Origin of the sequence: Brevibacillus massiliensis, assembly GCF_000311785.1 — a bacterium.
GTDB classification, from domain to species: domain Bacteria; phylum Bacillota; class Bacilli; order Brevibacillales; family Brevibacillaceae; genus Brevibacillus_C; species Brevibacillus_C massiliensis.
In genome coordinates this window covers 1-16,762 of record NZ_HE978553.1, presented here as the reverse complement: position 1 = coordinate 16,762, position 16,762 = coordinate 1, and the positions used below count along the sequence as shown (strand labels likewise).

General features: G+C 56.1%; 17 protein-coding genes. 16 read left to right on the top strand and 1 reads right to left on the bottom strand.

Annotation, left to right across the window (positions count from 1 at the left end; genetic code table 11):
• From HGBM_RS31360 to HGBM_RS24205, 12 genes are all read left to right on the top strand, one after another.
• Positions 1-210: hypothetical protein (locus tag HGBM_RS31360; RefSeq protein ID WP_218917018.1), on the top strand; the 210-nt coding region annotated here is incomplete at its 5' end.
• A gap of 30 nt (positions 211-240) precedes the next feature.
• A complete protein-coding gene (locus HGBM_RS24255) occupies positions 241-1,125 on the top strand; it encodes a LolA-like protein (protein ID WP_019123668.1) in 885 nt (294 codons plus the stop codon).
• A gap of 267 nt (positions 1,126-1,392) precedes the next feature.
• On the top strand, positions 1,393-4,542 hold the full coding sequence (locus HGBM_RS28455) for a sigma 54-interacting transcriptional regulator (RefSeq protein WP_019123667.1): 3,150 nt from the start codon (positions 1,393-1,395) through the stop codon (positions 4,540-4,542).
• 16 nt (positions 4,543-4,558) lie between these two features.
• On the top strand, positions 4,559-5,068 hold the full coding sequence (locus HGBM_RS24245) for a PTS sugar transporter subunit IIA (RefSeq protein WP_019123666.1): 510 nt from the start codon (positions 4,559-4,561) through the stop codon (positions 5,066-5,068).
• Positions 5,069-5,127: 59 nt separating this feature from the next.
• On the top strand, positions 5,128-6,522 hold the full coding sequence (locus tag HGBM_RS24240) for a PTS galactitol transporter subunit IIC (RefSeq protein WP_019123665.1): 1,395 nt from the start codon (positions 5,128-5,130) through the stop codon (positions 6,520-6,522).
• Positions 6,523-6,570: 48 nt separating this feature from the next.
• Positions 6,571-6,858, top strand: coding sequence for a PTS sugar transporter subunit IIB (locus HGBM_RS24235; protein ID WP_019123664.1), 288 nt, complete (start codon positions 6,571-6,573; stop codon positions 6,856-6,858).
• Positions 6,859-6,974: 116 nt separating this feature from the next.
• A complete protein-coding gene (locus tag HGBM_RS24230) occupies positions 6,975-8,009 on the top strand; it encodes a zinc-dependent dehydrogenase (protein ID WP_026074636.1) in 1,035 nt (344 codons plus the stop codon).
• 4 nt (positions 8,010-8,013) lie between these two features.
• On the top strand, positions 8,014-8,775 hold the full coding sequence (locus tag HGBM_RS24225) for an SDR family NAD(P)-dependent oxidoreductase (RefSeq protein WP_019123662.1): 762 nt from the start codon (positions 8,014-8,016) through the stop codon (positions 8,773-8,775).
• Positions 8,776-8,792: 17 nt separating this feature from the next.
• Positions 8,793-9,545, top strand: coding sequence for an SDR family NAD(P)-dependent oxidoreductase (locus tag HGBM_RS24220; RefSeq protein ID WP_245553069.1), 753 nt, complete (start codon positions 8,793-8,795; stop codon positions 9,543-9,545).
• The gene (locus tag HGBM_RS24215) at positions 9,545-11,017 is read left to right on the top strand and encodes an FGGY-family carbohydrate kinase (RefSeq protein ID WP_019123660.1); all 1,473 of its coding nucleotides are present in this window, start codon (positions 9,545-9,547) and stop codon (positions 11,015-11,017) included. Before HGBM_RS24220 ends, HGBM_RS24215 begins: the two co-directional genes overlap by 1 nt.
• Positions 11,018-11,019: 2 nt before the next feature.
• Positions 11,020-11,298, top strand: a complete 279-nt coding sequence (locus HGBM_RS24210; protein WP_019123659.1) for a PTS sugar transporter subunit IIB — start codon at positions 11,020-11,022, stop codon at positions 11,296-11,298.
• A 31-nt stretch (positions 11,299-11,329) separates the two neighbouring features.
• Positions 11,330-12,397 (top strand): NAD(P)H-dependent glycerol-3-phosphate dehydrogenase, encoded by a 1,068-nt coding sequence (locus tag HGBM_RS24205; protein WP_019123658.1) that lies wholly within the window; start codon positions 11,330-11,332, stop codon positions 12,395-12,397.
• Positions 12,398-12,508: 111 nt separating this feature from the next.
• Here HGBM_RS24205 and HGBM_RS24200 read toward each other — a convergent pair whose 3' ends face one another.
• Positions 12,509-12,682 (bottom strand): hypothetical protein, encoded by a 174-nt coding sequence (locus HGBM_RS24200; protein ID WP_154653341.1) that lies wholly within the window; start codon positions 12,680-12,682, stop codon positions 12,509-12,511.
• A gap of 187 nt (positions 12,683-12,869) precedes the next feature.
• Here HGBM_RS24200 and HGBM_RS24195 point away from each other — a divergent pair, with 187 nt between their 5' ends.
• From HGBM_RS24195 to HGBM_RS24180, 4 genes are all read left to right on the top strand, one after another.
• Positions 12,870-15,776 (top strand): sigma 54-interacting transcriptional regulator, encoded by a 2,907-nt coding sequence (locus HGBM_RS24195; protein WP_019123656.1) that lies wholly within the window; start codon positions 12,870-12,872, stop codon positions 15,774-15,776.
• Positions 15,761-16,024 carry an HPr family phosphocarrier protein gene (locus HGBM_RS24190; protein WP_019123655.1) on the top strand — a complete coding sequence of 88 codons (264 nt, stop codon included), beginning with the start codon at positions 15,761-15,763 and terminating at the stop codon, positions 16,022-16,024. The genes HGBM_RS24195 and HGBM_RS24190 overlap by 16 nt, the downstream gene beginning before the upstream one ends.
• Positions 16,025-16,117: 93 nt before the next feature.
• On the top strand, positions 16,118-16,267 hold the full coding sequence (locus HGBM_RS31160; RefSeq protein ID WP_019123654.1) for a hypothetical protein: 150 nt from the start codon (positions 16,118-16,120) through the stop codon (positions 16,265-16,267).
• Between the two features lie 150 nt (positions 16,268-16,417).
• A partial coding sequence (locus HGBM_RS24180) for a thiamine pyrophosphate-dependent enzyme (protein ID WP_019122247.1) occupies positions 16,418-16,762 on the top strand: 345 nt, incomplete at its 3' end.

Below are 16,762 nucleotides of genomic sequence, written 5' to 3'. Positions count from 1 at the left end.
TTACACAGAGGAGCCAGGTATTATGCGGCCTCCTGGAACTGGATCTATGATGAGTATGTAGGAACAGTAAACCAATATTCTGCGCGGTCAGGTTGGAACACTGTAGGAAGTGTTCGCTTAGATAATGACAAGGCTATTGTTAACGTATCGGGTGAAGATTGGAGCGGAACCTCCAATACACAAACAGGTGCCGACGCTGTTTCCCTTTAAATAAATTTACAGTGAAAGGAAGGGGCAAGTATGAAAAAAGCATATTCTGTGATCCTGGCTACTTCATTGGTTGGTTTAGGACTGTCTGGTTTTTACGCTGTCAAAAGTAATGCAGAGGAATCTCCACAAACTGAAGTAAAACAACGAACCGAATCGGCTGCAAATGTCACGGATTCACAATCGATTCAAGACAAAATGCTCAATGCTATTGATAACTATCAAAGTGTTTCCGGTACCTATCGAGCTATTCTCACTCCTATTGACGTGGACGAAACTGTTGAATTTGAAGTTCAACAAGGAAGTAATCCTCGGAGCCATGTGAAAGTGATGAACAACAAAACGAATATGAGTAGAGAAGACGTGTTTGATGGAGAGTTTTTTTGGTCTGTAGTACACAACGAAAAAGTGTATATGAAAAATAAAGTAAGCAATCAGCCTTTAGCTTCTTTCGACAAGAAGGAGGCGCGCTCCTTCAAAAACGAAAAAGGAGAAGCGGTATTTGTAAAAAGGCCAAATCCAGCCTTTTCCTCCAGTGCAGACGACGTTATCTTTCCGCAAGATTACGCTTTCTGGTTGACACCTGCCAATCATAAAATTCTCGGGGAAGAAAAACTTTTGGATCGCCCCGTAACTGTAATCGAAGGACAACATGATGACTCTATATTGGCGGAAAAACACCAAGCTACACATTTTAAAATGTGGGTAGATACGAAAACCGGAGTGCTACTTAAACTAGTAGAAACCAATGACAAGAATGAAGTTACCAATAGTATAGAAGTCCTCTCTATCGAGTTTGACAAAAAGGCTGATACTGCCCAACTCTCTGCATTTACACCACCCACTGATTATAAAGACGTTACCAGAAAGCCTGTAAGGCCTGAAAACATGGAATCGCAGAAGTCTGAAAAAGAATAGTGAAAATGGATCACTCTCCTCTAAGGACAAAAAAAGCCACTTGCACCAGAAGTGGCTTTTTTTGTTTGGGAAATAGCCTAAACAAAATCTGCCATGGACCACAAAGTGGCTGATTATGTTATTATTAAACTAATAAAAATCTAATTAAAATAGGCAAAATGGTAAGCGGTTTCAAGGATTGTCACTGCTCGCAGGAGCCGTTACAAAACCAGCCAGAGAAGTTGGCATCGTTCTTGCTAAAATAATAGGCCAAGTGGGGTGACACTCATGCTGGAACAGGTAAAAGGTTTAATTGAGCGCGAGGATCCCAAAAATGCCCTGACCGACGAACAGATCAGCGAACTGCTGGGGATTCGCCGGGAGGAAGTAACCAGCATTCGCAGTCAGCTGCGCATTCCGGATTCGCGGAAACGGCGAAAACCGTTCCTGATGCAGGCGATGCGGACCCTGCTGGACAAAGATGAGGCCTGGACCTCACGCAAGCTGACGCGAAAATTGACCGAATTGGGATTCAACGTGTCCCGGTATACCGTGACACAGTTTCTCAAAGAACTGGAAGCGGAGTCCCCATTCACGTTTGACCAGGACCGGGCGGCAGCCGAAGTGTCCGGCTGGTCAGCTGATCCGTCCCAACGTTCACCACATGGGGGCGGACCGGGTCACATTCAAGTGGAACAGCGGTCCGGCAAAGCGCCGGATCGAGCAGAATCTCAAGGAGCAGCGGCAAGCGCCAATCGGGCGGAAAACTGGCTGAACAAACCGCCGAAGCTGGCGTTTGACGAAATTATTGGCTCGCGGGGAAGCCTCAGGAGGCACATCCAGCAAGCGAAGGCGGCGGTGCTCTATCCCCCTCACGGTCTGCACACGCTGATTTTGGGCGCCACCGGGGTAGGGAAGAGCCAGTTGGCAGAGGCGATGTACTATTTCGCCCTCGACTCGGAGCGGATACCGCCCCACGCCTCCTTTGTCGTATTCAACTGCGCCGATTACGCGGAAAACCCGCAATTGCTGATGGCCCAGTTGTTTGGCAGCGTGAAAGGCGCCTACACCGGAGCGGATCGCGACCGTCCCGGGCTGATCGAAAAGGCGAACGGCGGGATTTTGTTTCTCGACGAGGTTCACCGCCTGCCCCCAGAAGGGCAGGAGCTGCTGTTTACGATTATCGATAAAGGCAGGTTCCGGCGGCTGGGGGAAACAGACACGCAGCGGACGGCCAATCTGATGATCATCGCCGCCACCTCTGAAAGTGCTGAATCATCCCTGTTGATTACCTTCCGCCGGCGCATCCCGATGATTATTGAACTGCCGACGATCAATGAACGGCCGGTAGCCGAGCGGCACGAAGTCATCCTGCAGTTCTTCCTCAAGGAAGCCAACCGCACGGGAGCGCGGATAAAAGTGCACGCGGAAGTGATTCGCTCTCTTCTGCTGTACGATTGTCCCGGCAATATCGGCCAGCTTCGCAGCGATATTCAGGTAGCCTGCGCCCGCGCGTTCCTCCGCTATGTGGCAGAACAGCGAGACTTGATGGAGGTAGAGGCGGCCGATTTGCCGGAACACGCCAAAAGGGGTCTGCTGCAGCGGAGCCACCGCCGTGTGGAACTGCAGCAGCTGGTGCCAAGGGACGTTTTGCTCTCGCCCAATCAGGCGGATTACTACTCGCCGCTGTACGAGACGCTGTACAGCCTGCCGGCAGAGATTTACCAGCACATTGAACAGCGCTACTTTGAGCTGCAGCAGCAGGGAGGAACCAAAGAGGCGATCAACCGCATCCTCGGCGAAGAGCTGGAGTCCCGCTTTCAGCAGATGATGCGCCGCCTGGAGCTGCACACCAAGCCGATGGCAGGAGAAGAGCTGGTCAAGATCGTCGGCGTCGACGTCGTGGAAACCGTGGAGAAGATGATCTGGATTGCCGAGCAGCGGCTGCAGAAAAATTTTGACCGGCTGTACTACGCACTGGCGATTCACATCCACACGACACTGGAGCGGCTGCTGCAGGGCAAGACTGTCTTCAATCCCCACCTTGATCGGGTCAAGGAAAACCATCCGCTGGAGTACAAGGTGGCTGCCGAAATGGTCAGCGTCGTAAACCATCATTTTGAGGTCGAGTTATCTGAAAATGAAATCGGTTTCATCGCGATGTACTTGTGCAGTACCAGCAGCGCCCAGGCGGACGACAGCAAAGTGGGGGTGGTGATCGTCTCCCACGGCAGCGTCGCCCAAGGGATGGCCGATGTGGCGAATCGGCTGCTCGGCGTCCAGCACGCCCGAGCGGTGGAGATGTCGCTTGATGAGAGTCCGAAGGCTGCGTTTGAGCGGACCCTGGAAACCGTCAAGGAAGCGAACGAGGGGAAAGGCGTGGTGCTGCTGGTGGACATGGGATCGCTCGTCACGTTTGGCGACTTGATCACCGAGCGGACAGGCATTCCCACCCGCACGATCCACCGCACCAATACCGTACTTGTCGTCGAAAGCGTACGCAAGGCGATGCTGCCTGACATCACGCTCGATGAACTGGTTGACTCGCTCGACCCGGATACGGTCTTTGCCGCGGTGCACGTACCGGGCCAGGTTCGCCAATTGCGGCGAGCGCGGGCGATTTTGACCGTATGCATCACCGGCCAGCGCTCTGCCGTCAAGCTGAAAGAGATGCTGGAGGAGAGGATGCCGGAGCTGCTGGAACAGGTAAGCATCCTGCCTGTCTCGGCCATCGTCGAAAACGGGTGCGACAAGCTGGATCAATACCGCGCCAAGTACGATGTCATCGCTACGGTCGGGACGATCGATCCGGGACTCTTGGGCGTGCCGTTCATCTCCCTCGGCGACATCACCTCCGGGAGAGGTGCCGATTTTCTCAGGCGTTTGCTGAAGTGGAGCCAGGCTGCCGAGTCGACGTCAGCAGCCCAGCCGCTCTGGACCAAAGAGCGACTGCCAGCCCCGCAGCCAAGCGGACAGGAGCTGGAGCCGATTCCCTCCCTGTCTGATCTGTTGCATGAACAACTGGTGTTTTGCGGCAGTTCGCTTGGAACCAAAGAAGAGCTGCTTGACTTTTTGCACACGCAGTTGAAACAGCGGGGATATGTAACCGATGATTACTATCCGCTGATGCTAGAGAGAGAGAAAGTTGCTTCCCCCGTCTTTGAGCCGCAAACCGCGATTCCGCACGCAGACCCGACCTGTGTCGTGCACGCGGGAATCGCCGCGGCCATACTGGATGAGCCGGTTGAATGGTTTGGCGGGCAGAAGGTCCGATACGTGTTCATGCTCGCTCTGAAAGAAAACTGCCAGCGCGCCGTGCAAGAGCTGTATGAGACGATGCAGCGCGAGGAGGTCAGAGAAATGTTGGACCTGGGGCTGCCGCCGGAGCAGGTGATTCGCATTCTGGGCGGGGAGGGCCCGTTCAACTTAGGAGATTAAAAAGGAGAGAAAGAGAATGACAAGACAGCTGCACTTCGAAGAACGCTTAGTCGAGATAAACGTTGTCCGGGAAACGAAAGAAGAAGTCATCACGATGCTCGCACATCTGCTGAAGGAACAGGGGTACGTCAAAGACAGCTTTCTCACCGCACTCTTGGAGCGGGAAAAAGTGTACTCGACCGGACTGCCGCTGAAGAAATACGGTGTGGCCATTCCCCATACCGACGTTGTGCACGTCAACGAACCGGCGATCGCCGTCGCCATCCTGGATAAGCCGGTTCAGTTCCAGATGATGGGAAGTCCGGAAACGGATGTCATGGCCGACATCGTATTCGTCCTCGCCGTCAAGGAGCCGAGTGAGCAGATTTTTATGCTGGAAAGCTTGATGAACCTGTTCCAGAACGATGAACTGATGGACACGTTAAAACACGCGACCTCTCGTCAGGAAGCCATGCTGTTGATCAAGCGGGAGCTCGGCCTGTCCGCTCCGGGGGAGGTGAGTCCAGCAGAGGTGCGTAAACCATGAAAGTTCTATTCCATTTCACTTTTACCTGATAAGCAAGAAATGACAAGGGAGGTTTTCACATGATTAAACAGGTTGTCGATTTTATCCTTGGATTGGGTGCCTCAGTCATGCTGCCGATCATCATGACAATCCTCGGTTTAGTGCTTGGACAAGGATTCAAGAAATCGTTCCGCGCTGGTTTGACGATTGGCATCGGCTTTGTCGGTATTGGTTTGGTCATTGATTTGTTGATGAACTCGCTTGGCCCCGCGGCGAAGTCAATGGTAGAAGCATGGGGATTGAAATTTGACATTCTTGACGTAGGCTGGCCGATTGGTGCGGCGATTTCATTTGGTACAGTCGTAGCGCCATTGATGATCGTCGTCGGACTTGTGTTAAACATTGTACTTGTTTCGGTCAATTTTACCAAAACGATCAACGTCGACATCTGGAACTACTGGCACTTCATCTTTGCCGCGTCGGTAACCTACTACGCGTATCACAACATGTTCCTGGCCCTCCTGGTGGGAGCTGTCGTCATTGCGATCACCCTGAAGCTGGCCGACTGGACGGCGCCTGTCGTCGAGCATCACTTCGGCATGCCGGGAGTGTCGCTGGCTCACGCGGAAACGGTCAACTTTGCGCCAATTACGTACGCGCTCAACAAAATTCAAGACAAAATCCCGGGTTTGAACAAGGTGAACGCCAGTCCGGAAGCGCTCAGCCGCCGGTTCGGCATCTTCGGCGAACCTGTGATGATGGGACTTATTTTAGGTATTTTGATCGGGCTGCTCGGCAAGTACGACCTGAAGGGAATTTTGACGCTTGGCGTGCAGATGTCTGCCGTACTCGTGCTGATGCCGCGCATGGTGGCCCTGCTGATGGAAGGCTTGATCCCGATTTCCGAAGGGGCCCGCGAGTTCATCTCCAAGCGCTTCCCCGGCAAAAATGTCTACATTGGCCTTGACGCCGCTATCGTCATCGGGAATCCGGCAAACATGGCGGTCGCTCTCTTGATGGTGCCGATTACCATTTTGCTGGCTGTGATTTTGCCGTACAACCGCATGCTGCCCTTTGCCGACCTGGCCGTGCTGCCGTTTACCGTCGTCTGGGCTGTCGCAGCATCCCGCGGCAACATCATCCGCGGTTTGATCAACAGTATTTGTACGGTAGCCATCGTCTTGTTCCTGGCCACTAACCTGGCGCCGCTGGCTACCACGATGGGGAAAGCGGTCGGCTTCCAATTCCCGGAGGGGGCCTCGCAAATTTCCGGTATCGACCTGGGTTCCCACGTCATTCCGTGGATCATCGTACGCCTGCTCGATCCGACCAATCCGATGTTCTTCGCCGCGATTGGCGCCGCCATCTTGTACGCTCTGCTCTGGCTGTGGGTGCGCAATGACATCCGCAAGCAGTATGCCAAAGAGATGGGCCTGGAAACAGAATCCGCTCAAAACACTTCTGCCGCTCGGTAACACCAATCTAATTGAATAGATATCTCAACAGTACAGGAGGAATGAAAAATGGCGAAAAAACGTATTTTGGTAGCTTGTGGGACAGCGATTGCAACTTCGACGGTGGTAGCGAAAAAGATCGAGGAATTAATGAAGCAGCGGGGATACGACGTCGTCATCGAACAGTGCAAGGCGGCTGAAGCTCCTTCCAAAGCGGCCAGCTTCGATCTGATCGTCACCACGACGCCGGTCGGCGACGTCGGCAGCACGCCGGTCATCCGCACCGTCTCTTTCCTGTCCGGAGTGGGCGTGGATCAAGATGTGCAAAAAATCATCGAAACACTGGGCTTAAACTAGAGCGATTTTTCGGGAGAGACCACATGTCAGCTAACGGCGGTGGTCTTTCCCTCACCGCTTATACAAAACATACGTTCGACTTGAGGGAGAATTGGAAAGGACTGGAGGGAAATCAGGTGAAATCGACTGTTTTTTACGACATTGACGATTTTCGCTATGAGGAAAGGGAGATCCCGCAGATCGGGGAGACGGAAGTACTGATTAAAATGAAGGCCTGCGGTTTGTGCGGGACAGATATCCACAAAGCGGTCGAAAAGACCGTCCCCACGCCTACTGTTTTGGGCCATGAAGTAGCGGGTGAAGTGGTGCGGACGGGCAGCAAGGTGACGGGATTTAAGCCCGGCGACCGGGTGTTCGTCGCCCATCACGTGCCTTGCTTTACCTGCCATCACTGCCAGCGCGGCCACTACTCGCTCTGCCCGCAGTTTACCCGGACCAACCTTGACCCGGGCGGCTTTTCCGAATTCATCCGCGTTCCGGAGCTGCATGTCAAACACACCATGGGCAAGATCCCCGATTCGCTCAGCTATGAACAGGGGGCGATGGTGGAACCGGTCGCCTGCTGCCTGCACGGTTTCGATGCGCTTGACATGCAAAGCGGAGACAGCGTGCTGATCATGGGTGCGGGCCAGATCGGCTGCATTCACGCCCAGATCGCCCGCCATCGCATGGCCGGGACCGTCATCGTCAGCGACGTAAACGACTACCGGCTGGCAAAAGCAAAGGAACTGGCCGCGGATACGGTGATAAACGCCGCGCGGGAAAACGTCGTGGAACGAGTCAGAGAACTGACAGGCGGCCGCGGGGCAGATAAAGTCATCATCTCAGCCGGAGTCGGCGCGCTTTTGCCGCAGGCGATGGAATGTGCCGCACGCGGCGGCACCGTTCTGGTGTTCGCTCCGTTTCACGAAGAACCGGTGCCGATCCCGGCTCATCGCTTCTTTGCCGATGAGATCCGCGTCGTCGGCACCTACTCGTCGACGCCCTACGACTACCTGCCCGCATTGGAGCTGCTCAAAAACGGCGTCATTGACGTAGAAGCGATGGTTACGCACCGCTTCCCGCTGGCCCGGCTTCACGAGGCCATCATGTGTGCCCACAATCCCCGTGAAGAAGTATTAAAAGTGATCATTACTCCCGAGGAGGTGTAGCAGGATGCTGCATATCGATTTCCGCGGAAAAGTGGCTTTGGTCACCGGAGGAGGGCGCGGCATCGGTGCGGCGATCAGCTCCAAGCTTGCCGAAGCAGGTGCTGTCGTGTGGATCAATTATGCCCACAGCACAGAGCGGGCCAAACAATTGTGCCGGGAGATTGGCGCAGCAGGCGGCATCGCTATCCCGATCCAAGCTGATATATCACAGCCGGAGCAGGTGCGCGAGATGGTGGATACGGTGATCGCCGAGTCAGGCCGCATCGATTTTCTGATCAACAACGCGGGCATTACATCTGTCAAGTCGCTGCTGGAATTGACGACGGAGGAATGGAACAGGGTGATGAACGTCAACCTCGACGGCCCGTTTCTCACTTGCAAGGAGGTGCTGCCGCACATGGTTTCATCGGGCGAAGGGGTGGTCGTCAACATCTCGTCTACCGGTGCGCTGACCGGCGGCGGAGGCGGAGCCCATTACGCCGCTTCGAAAAGCGCGCTTGACTCGATGACCAGGGCGCTCGCCCGGGAGTACGCGGCAAAGGGGATTCGCATCAACGGCCTGGCGCCCACGATGATCGCATCCGACTTTCTGGCGGAGCGCTACCCCGATGAACAGCAGCGAAGCAGGCTGGCTGCCTCTATCCCGATTGGACGGCTGGGAACACCGGAAGACGTCGCCTATATGACGGCCGTGCTGTGTTCCCCGTTCGCCGGGTATTTGAGCGGTGAGACGATTGTGATGGACGGAGGCAGAACCTTCGCGTAAAACCGGAGATAAATGAGGTGAGAGTGTTGGCAGGCAGAAGAATTGTCATCGTAGGAGGAGCAGCCGGCATCGGGAAGCGGATAACGGAAGATTTTTGCCGGCAGCAGGATATCGTCGCAATCACCGACCGAAATGCCGAAGCCGGCAGCGAGTTGGCCGCCCAGCTGCGAGAGAGTGGCGGGCAGGCTTCCTTTTATTCCATGGACGTGTGTTCGTGGGAAGATTCCCGGACGGCGATTGAGCAGGCCATCTTGGACATGGGCGGAGTCGACGTGCTGGTCTATTCCGCCGGGATTACCAGACGAGTGCCGTTTGAGCAGCTGGAGTGGGATGAGTGGAAGCGGACGTTGGCCGTCAATCTGACCGGATTGTTTCACGCAGCCAAAGCAGTCGCCCCGAAAATGATCGAACAGCGATCCGGCGCGATCGTCATCATCGGTTCGGGCTCGGCGATCACCGGATCAGGCGGCGGGGTTCACTACGCCGCATCCAAAGGGGGCGCATTCGGATTCATGCGCACACTGGTCAGCGAGCTCGGCCCGCACGGCATCCGCATCAACACCGTCGCCCCGCGGGTGATCGAATCGGAGATGCTCTCCCGGCTCTACCCCAATCCGGCCGACCTGGAACGGTTAAAAGAGAGCATTCCGCTGCGCCGCCTGGGTACCGTGGATGATGTCTCCAACATCGTACAGTTCCTGAGTTCGGAGGAGTCGGGGTACATCCAGGGACAAGTGCTCATCTGCGACGGAGGGCGGACGTACAGTTGATGATTACACTGGGGATCGACGTCGGAACCCAAGGGGCGAGAGTGGCGGCGGTCAGGGAAGACGGAGAACTTTTGGCCCACGCGTCCGTTCCGCTCCCGGCGGTCGCCGAGCCCCGTCCGGGATGGCGCGAGCAGCGGGCAGAAGATTGGTGGCAGGCAGTCAGTGCCTGTCTGGGTGCGGTCACGGAAGAGCTGCACTTGCTGGGCGGTGGGCTGGTCGGACAGGTGAAGGCGATCGCCGTCAGTTCCACCTCAGGCACGATCGTTCCTGTCGATCGTGCCGGCCGGGCACTCCGGCCTGCACTGATGTACAATGACAGCCGCTCTGCCGCAGAGGCTGCGGAGGCAAGCGCCGCCGGCCGGGCGCTTGAGCAGGAGCTCGGGTATCGCTTCAGCAGTTCTTTTGCGCTGCCGAAGTGCGTATGGCTCTCGCGCCATGAGCCGAGTGTCTGCGAACGGACGGCGAAATTCCTCCACGCAGCCGATTACATCGTCGGTTCCTTGACGGGCGTCTGGGATGTGACCGACTATTCCAATGCATTGAAAACAGGCTACGACCTGCTGCGGAACCAGTGGCCGCCGTTTCTCTTCAGCGAACTCGGGCTGAACGCGGACAAATTTCCCCGGGTGGTCGCCCCGGGTACGGTGATTGCCCCCATTTCCCGCCAGACGGTAGCAGCGTTCGGACTGGCAGCCGACACGGTGGTCGCTGCCGGGATGACGGATGGCTGCCTGGGCCAGCTCGCTTCCGGAGCGCGGCAGGACGGCGACTGGACGTCGACGATCGGCACCACTTTTATCCTGAAGGGGTTGACCGATCAGCTGCTGCGCGGTCCCGGTCTGTACAGCCACCTTCATCCAGACGGCTGGTGGATGCCCGGCGGTGCGAGCAACTGCGGCGGCGCCGTGTTGAATCGGTTGTTTGGGAAGGAGCGGCTGGCGGCTTTGGACCGGCAGGCAGAGTTATCCGGACCAAGCACTGTCATCGTCTATCCGTTGGTACAGTGCGGCGAGCGTTTCCCGTTTCAGCATGATGGGGCAACGGGCTTTGTGCTCGGTGAGCCAAAAGACGAGGCGGATTTGTACCGCGGCTGCCTGGAAGGGATGGCGTTGGTCGAACGTCTGGCCTTGGAAGTGGTGCAGGAACTCGGAGCGAAGGTGAACCGGCGCCTGTACACCACCGGCGGGGCGGCGAAAAGCGCGGCATGGATGCAGATCCGCGCTGATGTGCTTCAGATGGAGCTGTGCCGGCCCAAATGGGGCGAGCCTGCTGTCGGTGCTGCCGTTCTTGCCGCAAAGGCCGCCGGGTTTGCCAGCGTGTCGGAGGCGGCTGGGCAGATGGTACGGGTGGAGCCACCGATACAGCCCGATGTCCGCATGGCTTCGGTCTATCGCGAAAAATACGCCCGTTTCAAGGAAGAATGCCGCCTTCGCGGCTATTTGGACAAAAAGATGAAAGGCAGAGGAGAATGACGATGAAAAAGATTTTGGTGGCGGCGGGCACGTCGCAAAACAAGATGAACGGAGTTGCCGGGACGATTCAAACGATGTGCGAAGCCCGCGGCGTAGCGGTTGAAGTAGTGGCGGAGAACCTGTACGAGGTTGATCTTGACCAGGTTGCTCCCGACCTGATCGTCTTGATGGGAGTCAACCAATTTCAGACTGAGATACCCACGGTCAGCGGTGTGCCGTTTTTGACCAAGATGGGAATGGATCAGGCGATCGAGGATATCATCAGACGCTTGCAAAACTAAAGACGGAAAGGTTGAAGGAGTGGAGAAGCAGATGGCGAGCGGATCGAACACGGAAAAAACCTTGTCTGTCACGGTGGTTGGCGCAGGGGTGATGGGGACGGCGCTGGCCGTGCATCTGGCCGGGCACACGACGCAAAAAAACAGCGTCCGCCTCTGCGGCACCGAGTGGGACGATCAGATGGTCGAGCGATTGCAGGCGGATTGGCGCTGCCCCCGGCTAGGCGCTGCGCTGCCGGACGGACTAAAGCTGTACCGCTGGTCCGAGAGGGAACAGGCTGCCGCCGGGGCTGATGCCATCATCCTGGCAGTAACTTCGCAAGGCCTGAGCGAGATGACGGCGGAATGGAGCAAATACGCTGCCGCCGGTACCATCATGGCCAGCATTACCAAAGGCATCGACAGCGAGTCGCTCACGACGATGGCCGAACTGATGGAGCAGACGCTGGAGCGGGAAGGACGCAGCGACATCCCGGTTGTCAAGCTGGCCGGGCCCCTTAGAGCCAACGAACTGGCTCACGGACATCCCGCGGAAGCGGTGTTCGCCAGCCGGTCACAGGAAGCGGCCGGACTGCTGCGGCGCCATTTCCTCTCCCCGCAGTTTCGCTGTGAACTCTCTGCTGACGTGGTCGGCACAGACCTGTGCGCGTCGCTGAAAAACGCCTATGCGATCGCGTTCGGCATGGCTGACAGCCTGTATCCCGGCGTTGACAACCCGAAAGCGGCCCTGTTCGGCCGGATTGCCGCCGAGATGCAGCGCATCGTGGCCGCCTACGGGGGGGACCCGGCTACGGTTGCCGGCAATGCCGGAATCGGCGATCTCTACGTCACCGTACAGGGAGGGCGGAACCGGACGCTGGGAGCCCTGCTCGGGAGCGGCCATACGCTCGCCGCAGCGCTGGAGCAGATGCAGGGGCAGACGGTGGAAGGACTGGCTGCGGCGCGTGAGGCGTGGCCGCTGGCGAAGCGTCTCGAAGCACAGGAAAAACTGGTTATCGAACGGGATCTGCCGCTGTTTGCCCGGCTGCAGGAGATATTGTCGGGAGAGAAGACGGCATCACAGGCACTCGCTGACTACTGGGCGATGAGCGACATCGCCTAACAGGATCCCCGCCCATCAGGCTGGTTGTGTTGATGGATGAGAAGGCTTCTGTCGCAGTTTTTTCCCGTAATCCTGCAGGAAAGCATGTGGTTGTTCCGTTCCCGGGCTATTTTACCATTTTGATGAGGTCAGTATTGTCCTCATGAGCACCAGCTGGGCAGAATGCTGTGTCACCGTGTACTGCCAGGTACCGATCAGCTCCTGATCGTTGATCGTAAAGTTCCATTTTTGGCTGCGCGCGGCAATTGCCGCGCTCTTCCCGTTTTGTCCGATTGAAAGGTGCACGGACGCCAGCCAAGCCTTCAAGTTCGCTGTAGAATTTGTACCGCTCTTCCCGCAAAAAATGTCATGTGCAAAAATGTGTGATTTTTTTGTGGAGAGGTGGTATTGTAAAGATAGCGGCTGAAAACGTTTTATCGGCTGGTTGCTTTTAGTGGCATAAAAATTGCATCGGAAGAAATGGGGGAGTATGGTGAAGGATCAGGTCAAACAGATCATCGGACAGGAGGATAAAAAGAATCCGCTCACCGATGAGCAAATCGCCCAGCGGCTAGGCCTGAGGCGCGATGAAGTAACCTTACTTCGCCACCAATTAAACATACCCGACTCGCGGAAAAGGCGATTGCCTATCCTGCGGGCTGAAATCGCCGCAATGCTGAAAAAGAATCCGCACATTTCCGACAGGGAATTGACCAGCCAACTGCAGTCCAGCGGGATAGACGTTTCCCGTTTTACCGTTTTGAACATCAGGAAGGAGCTGCAAGCGCTCGCAACAGCAGGCGATGCCTCTCGTCCGCCGCAGGCAAGCGGAGGGCAAGGTGCAGAGCGGACTTTGACCTTTGCGGGGATGATTGGCAGGGACGGCACGTTAAAAGCCGCGATGCAGCAGGCTCGGGCCGCTGTCTTGTACCCGCCGAATGGCCTGCATACCTTGTTGTTTGGACCGACGGGCGTGGGCAAGAGCAGAATGGCGGAAGCGATGTACCACTTTGCCGTGGAGCGGCAGATCATGAGCAAATACGCTCCGTTTGTCGTGTTCAACTGTGCCGATTACGCCAAGAATCCGCAGCTCCTCCTGGCCCAGCTGTTCGGCTATGTAAAAGGCGCGTTTACCGGAGCAGATCAGGAAAAAGCCGGATTGGTGGACAGGGCGAACGGCGGCGTTTTGTTCCTCGACGAAATTCACCGCCTGCCGCCGGAAGGACAGGAAAATCTGTTTTATCTGATCGACAAAAACCTGTACCGCCGGTTGGGGGAAGTGGACTTCCAACGCAGGGCCAACCTCTTGATCATCGGCGCGACCACGGAGAGCCCCGAGTCAAACCTGCTCCTCACGCTGCGCCGGAGAATTCCCATGATGATCGAGCTGCCGCCATTGTCCGAATGGTCAGAAGGCGAACGGCTGGAACTGGTCTTCCACTTCCTCAGCGAAGAGTCTTCCCGGATTGGCCGCAGCCTGAAAGTGAACAGAGAGGTCGCCCTCGCCCTGATCCGCTATGAATGTCCCGGCAACACGGGGCAGCTGCACAGCGATATCCGCGTGCTTTTGGCACGCGCCTTGCTGAAAAACATGGGGGCCAAAGAACAGGATCAGGTGGAAGTCGATCGTCACGATCTGCCGCCAAGCGTGGCGGGAAGCTATTCTGCCGAGGCTGCCGGGTTCGATTCGGCACTGCTGAAAAAGGAATGGTACGTATTTATCCCCGGGCAGCAGGCAAACCCTATGGAGGCAGAAGGACAAGCCGAGCAGCCGATCGCCCTGCTGTACGACTGGATCGTGGAGCGGCACCGCAGCTTGAAGGAGCAGGGGCAAAACGAAGAGTTGATCCAGCTCATCATCAACAAGGAATTGGAGACCCGCCTTGGAGCCGTTAGCGAACAGCACGAGGCAAGACTGCAGCAGCTCGTCAGGCTGGTCGGAGAAAAAATCGTGCAGACGGTTGAACAGATGCTGTGGATTGCCGAAAAGCATCTCACCCTGGACCACCAAAAAATAACCTATGCGCTGGCCATCCACCTGAAAGGCATCCTTGACCGGCAACAGGCCGGCGAGGCGTCGGCAGCAAGCGGCGAGGGTGTATTGAACAAAGACAGCGTAGAATTCTCCGTTGCCAAAGAGATGAGCAAAGTGGTCCAGGCATTCTGGGGGATCAACCTGTCGGACGAGGAAATCGGCTTTTTGGCGATGTACTTGAGCCAGTGCCGGACGTACACGCAGCCACGCAAGCTGATTGGAGTAGTGGTCGCCTCCTATGGCCTGGTCGGCAAAAGCATGGTTGACGTGGCCCACCGCCTGTTTGCAAAAAGGCATGCGATCGCCGTTGAGCTTCACTGGGACGACGAGGTCAAACAGACCGTCGGGCGCATCGGGGAGGCTGTGCAAAAGGCGGACCAGGGGGCGGGCGTCATTCTCCTGGCAGATATGGGCGCGCAGTTTTTACAGGAAGTAGAGTGGCAGGAACTGTATGGCGTCCGCGTCAAGGTAATTCCTTCACTGACGACGACGCTCGTCGTCGAAGTGCTGCGCAAATGCCTGTACAGCGAGATCCCGCTCGACCAGCTGGCAGCCGCCGGGGGGGAAGCTGTTTTGGCAGAGGCGGATTGGCCGGCCAAACAGGCAAAGCCCAAGGCGATTATCGCCGTTTGCCTTACGGGCGAAGGCGCCGCCCGCAGACTGGGGGCGCTGCTGCAGGAGAGTCTCGGGGAAAAGGGAAAACGGCTCACCTACTTAATCGGCAGTTCCCTGTCGATCCGCAAAAAATACCAGGAGTGGACCAGGCAGTACGACATCCTCGCCGTCGTCGGAACGGTTGATCCGATGCTGGATGGAATTCCGTTTGTCTCGTTCAAGGAGATCGTCGACGAGAGCGGGCTCGCCTTCCTGAACCGTTTGCTGCTCGTACAGGGAGGCATAGAGACGGGCCTGGCGCTGAATCAGCCGCTTCATCTGCAGGATTTGCTCTCTGCCGAGCTCAGTTTTGAATCCCTGCCGGCAGTGTCCAAGGAACAGGTGATCGAACACTTGGCGGACAAACTGGTTCAAGCGGGGCGCGTCCAGCAGAAATACAAAGAAAAAGTATGGGAGCGGGAGCGGATGGGACCGACCCACATTGCCGGCATTGCTGCCATCCCGCATGCCGATCCAACCTATACGATCAAACCGGCTGTGGCGATCGCCCGATTGAGCCAACCCGTTGAATGGGAGGCCGGCGTTTGGGTCCGCTTCGTCTTCATGCTGGCGATCGATGAGAACTGCCAAATGGCGGTGGAAGAACTGTACGAAGCGATTACCCGGCCCGATTTTATTCAGTCCGCACAGCAGCAGGAAACAACTACCATTACATCTTTACTGGAGGTATTACAATGGAAAAACAAGTAACGATTCAAAACCAAACAGGCCTGCACGCACGCCCGGCAGCGGAGTTTGTCAAGACAGCGTCCAAGTTTCAAGCGGAAATCACGCTGATCAAAGGCGAGAAGGTAATCAACGCCAAAAGCGTGATCGGCGTCATGTCTTTGGCCGCTTCCAAGGGGACCGTGTTGACACTGAAAGCGGAAGGCCCGGATGCAGCAGAAGCGATTGAAGCATTGAGCAATTTAATCGACAGCAAGTTTGGCGAGGAATAAGCAAGCCTCCTTGACATAGATTTCGGATGATTTATAATTAGTTACAGATGTAACTGTACTGAACAAATGTAAAGAATCCGGAGGTGATCAAGGATGAAACAACTTGAAAAAGTAACTCCCGGAACAAAGGTTTACAAGCTGTTCGACTACGAAAAACTGGTCTGCGAAGGGAAAGATGAAGTCTTTATTATCTCCATCGAGAAAATGTCAAAAGAAGAATACGAACAGATCAGAAAAAATTAATGGTACGTGTTGCCAAAACTCTGGACCATGGGTCAGGTGTGGAATGATTTCCCTCTGATCCTTTTTTCTTCAAAAAATACCTTGGCCCTATTGTGAAACACGTAAATTGAGGAGGGGTTGGCAGTGTCCAGCACTTTGAAATTACCACCCATGATTACGCGGGAAAAACTACCGGAGCTGCTGCATCAAATGTGGCTCATCCGCTTTTTTGACGAAAAAGTGGATGAATTTTTTGCCAAAGGCTTGATCCACGGGACGACCCACCTGGCCGTCGGACAGGAAGCGTCCGCCGCCGGGGCGATCGCCGTCCTGGAAGAGCGGGATAAAATCACCAGCACTCACCGCGGACACGGTCACTGCATCGCCAAAGGGGCGGAAGTGAACCGGATGATGGCGGAGCTGTTCGGCCGGGTCACCGGCTACTGCAAAGGCAAAGGCGGCTCGATGCACATCGCCGACGTGGACAAGGGCAACTTGGGCGCCAACGGCATCGTC

Coding starts and splice junctions, on each gene's coding strand:
- HGBM_RS24255 (WP_019123668.1), top strand. CDS start 241: ATGAAAAAAGCATATTCTGTGATCCTGGCTACTTCATTGGTTGGTTTA.
- HGBM_RS28455 (WP_019123667.1), top strand. CDS start 1,393: ATGCTGGAACAGGTAAAAGGTTTAATTGAGCGCGAGGATCCCAAAAAT.
- HGBM_RS24245 (WP_019123666.1), top strand. CDS start 4,559: ATGACAAGACAGCTGCACTTCGAAGAACGCTTAGTCGAGATAAACGTT.
- HGBM_RS24240 (WP_019123665.1), top strand. CDS start 5,128: ATGATTAAACAGGTTGTCGATTTTATCCTTGGATTGGGTGCCTCAGTC.
- HGBM_RS24235 (WP_019123664.1), top strand. CDS start 6,571: ATGGCGAAAAAACGTATTTTGGTAGCTTGTGGGACAGCGATTGCAACT.
- HGBM_RS24225 (WP_019123662.1), top strand. CDS start 8,014: ATGCTGCATATCGATTTCCGCGGAAAAGTGGCTTTGGTCACCGGAGGA.
- HGBM_RS24215 (WP_019123660.1), top strand. CDS start 9,545: ATGATTACACTGGGGATCGACGTCGGAACCCAAGGGGCGAGAGTGGCG.
- HGBM_RS24210 (WP_019123659.1), top strand. CDS start 11,020: ATGAAAAAGATTTTGGTGGCGGCGGGCACGTCGCAAAACAAGATGAAC.
- HGBM_RS24205 (WP_019123658.1), top strand. CDS start 11,330: ATGGCGAGCGGATCGAACACGGAAAAAACCTTGTCTGTCACGGTGGTT.
- HGBM_RS24190 (WP_019123655.1), top strand. CDS start 15,761: ATGGAAAAACAAGTAACGATTCAAAACCAAACAGGCCTGCACGCACGC.
- HGBM_RS31160 (WP_019123654.1), top strand. CDS start 16,118: ATGAAACAACTTGAAAAAGTAACTCCCGGAACAAAGGTTTACAAGCTG.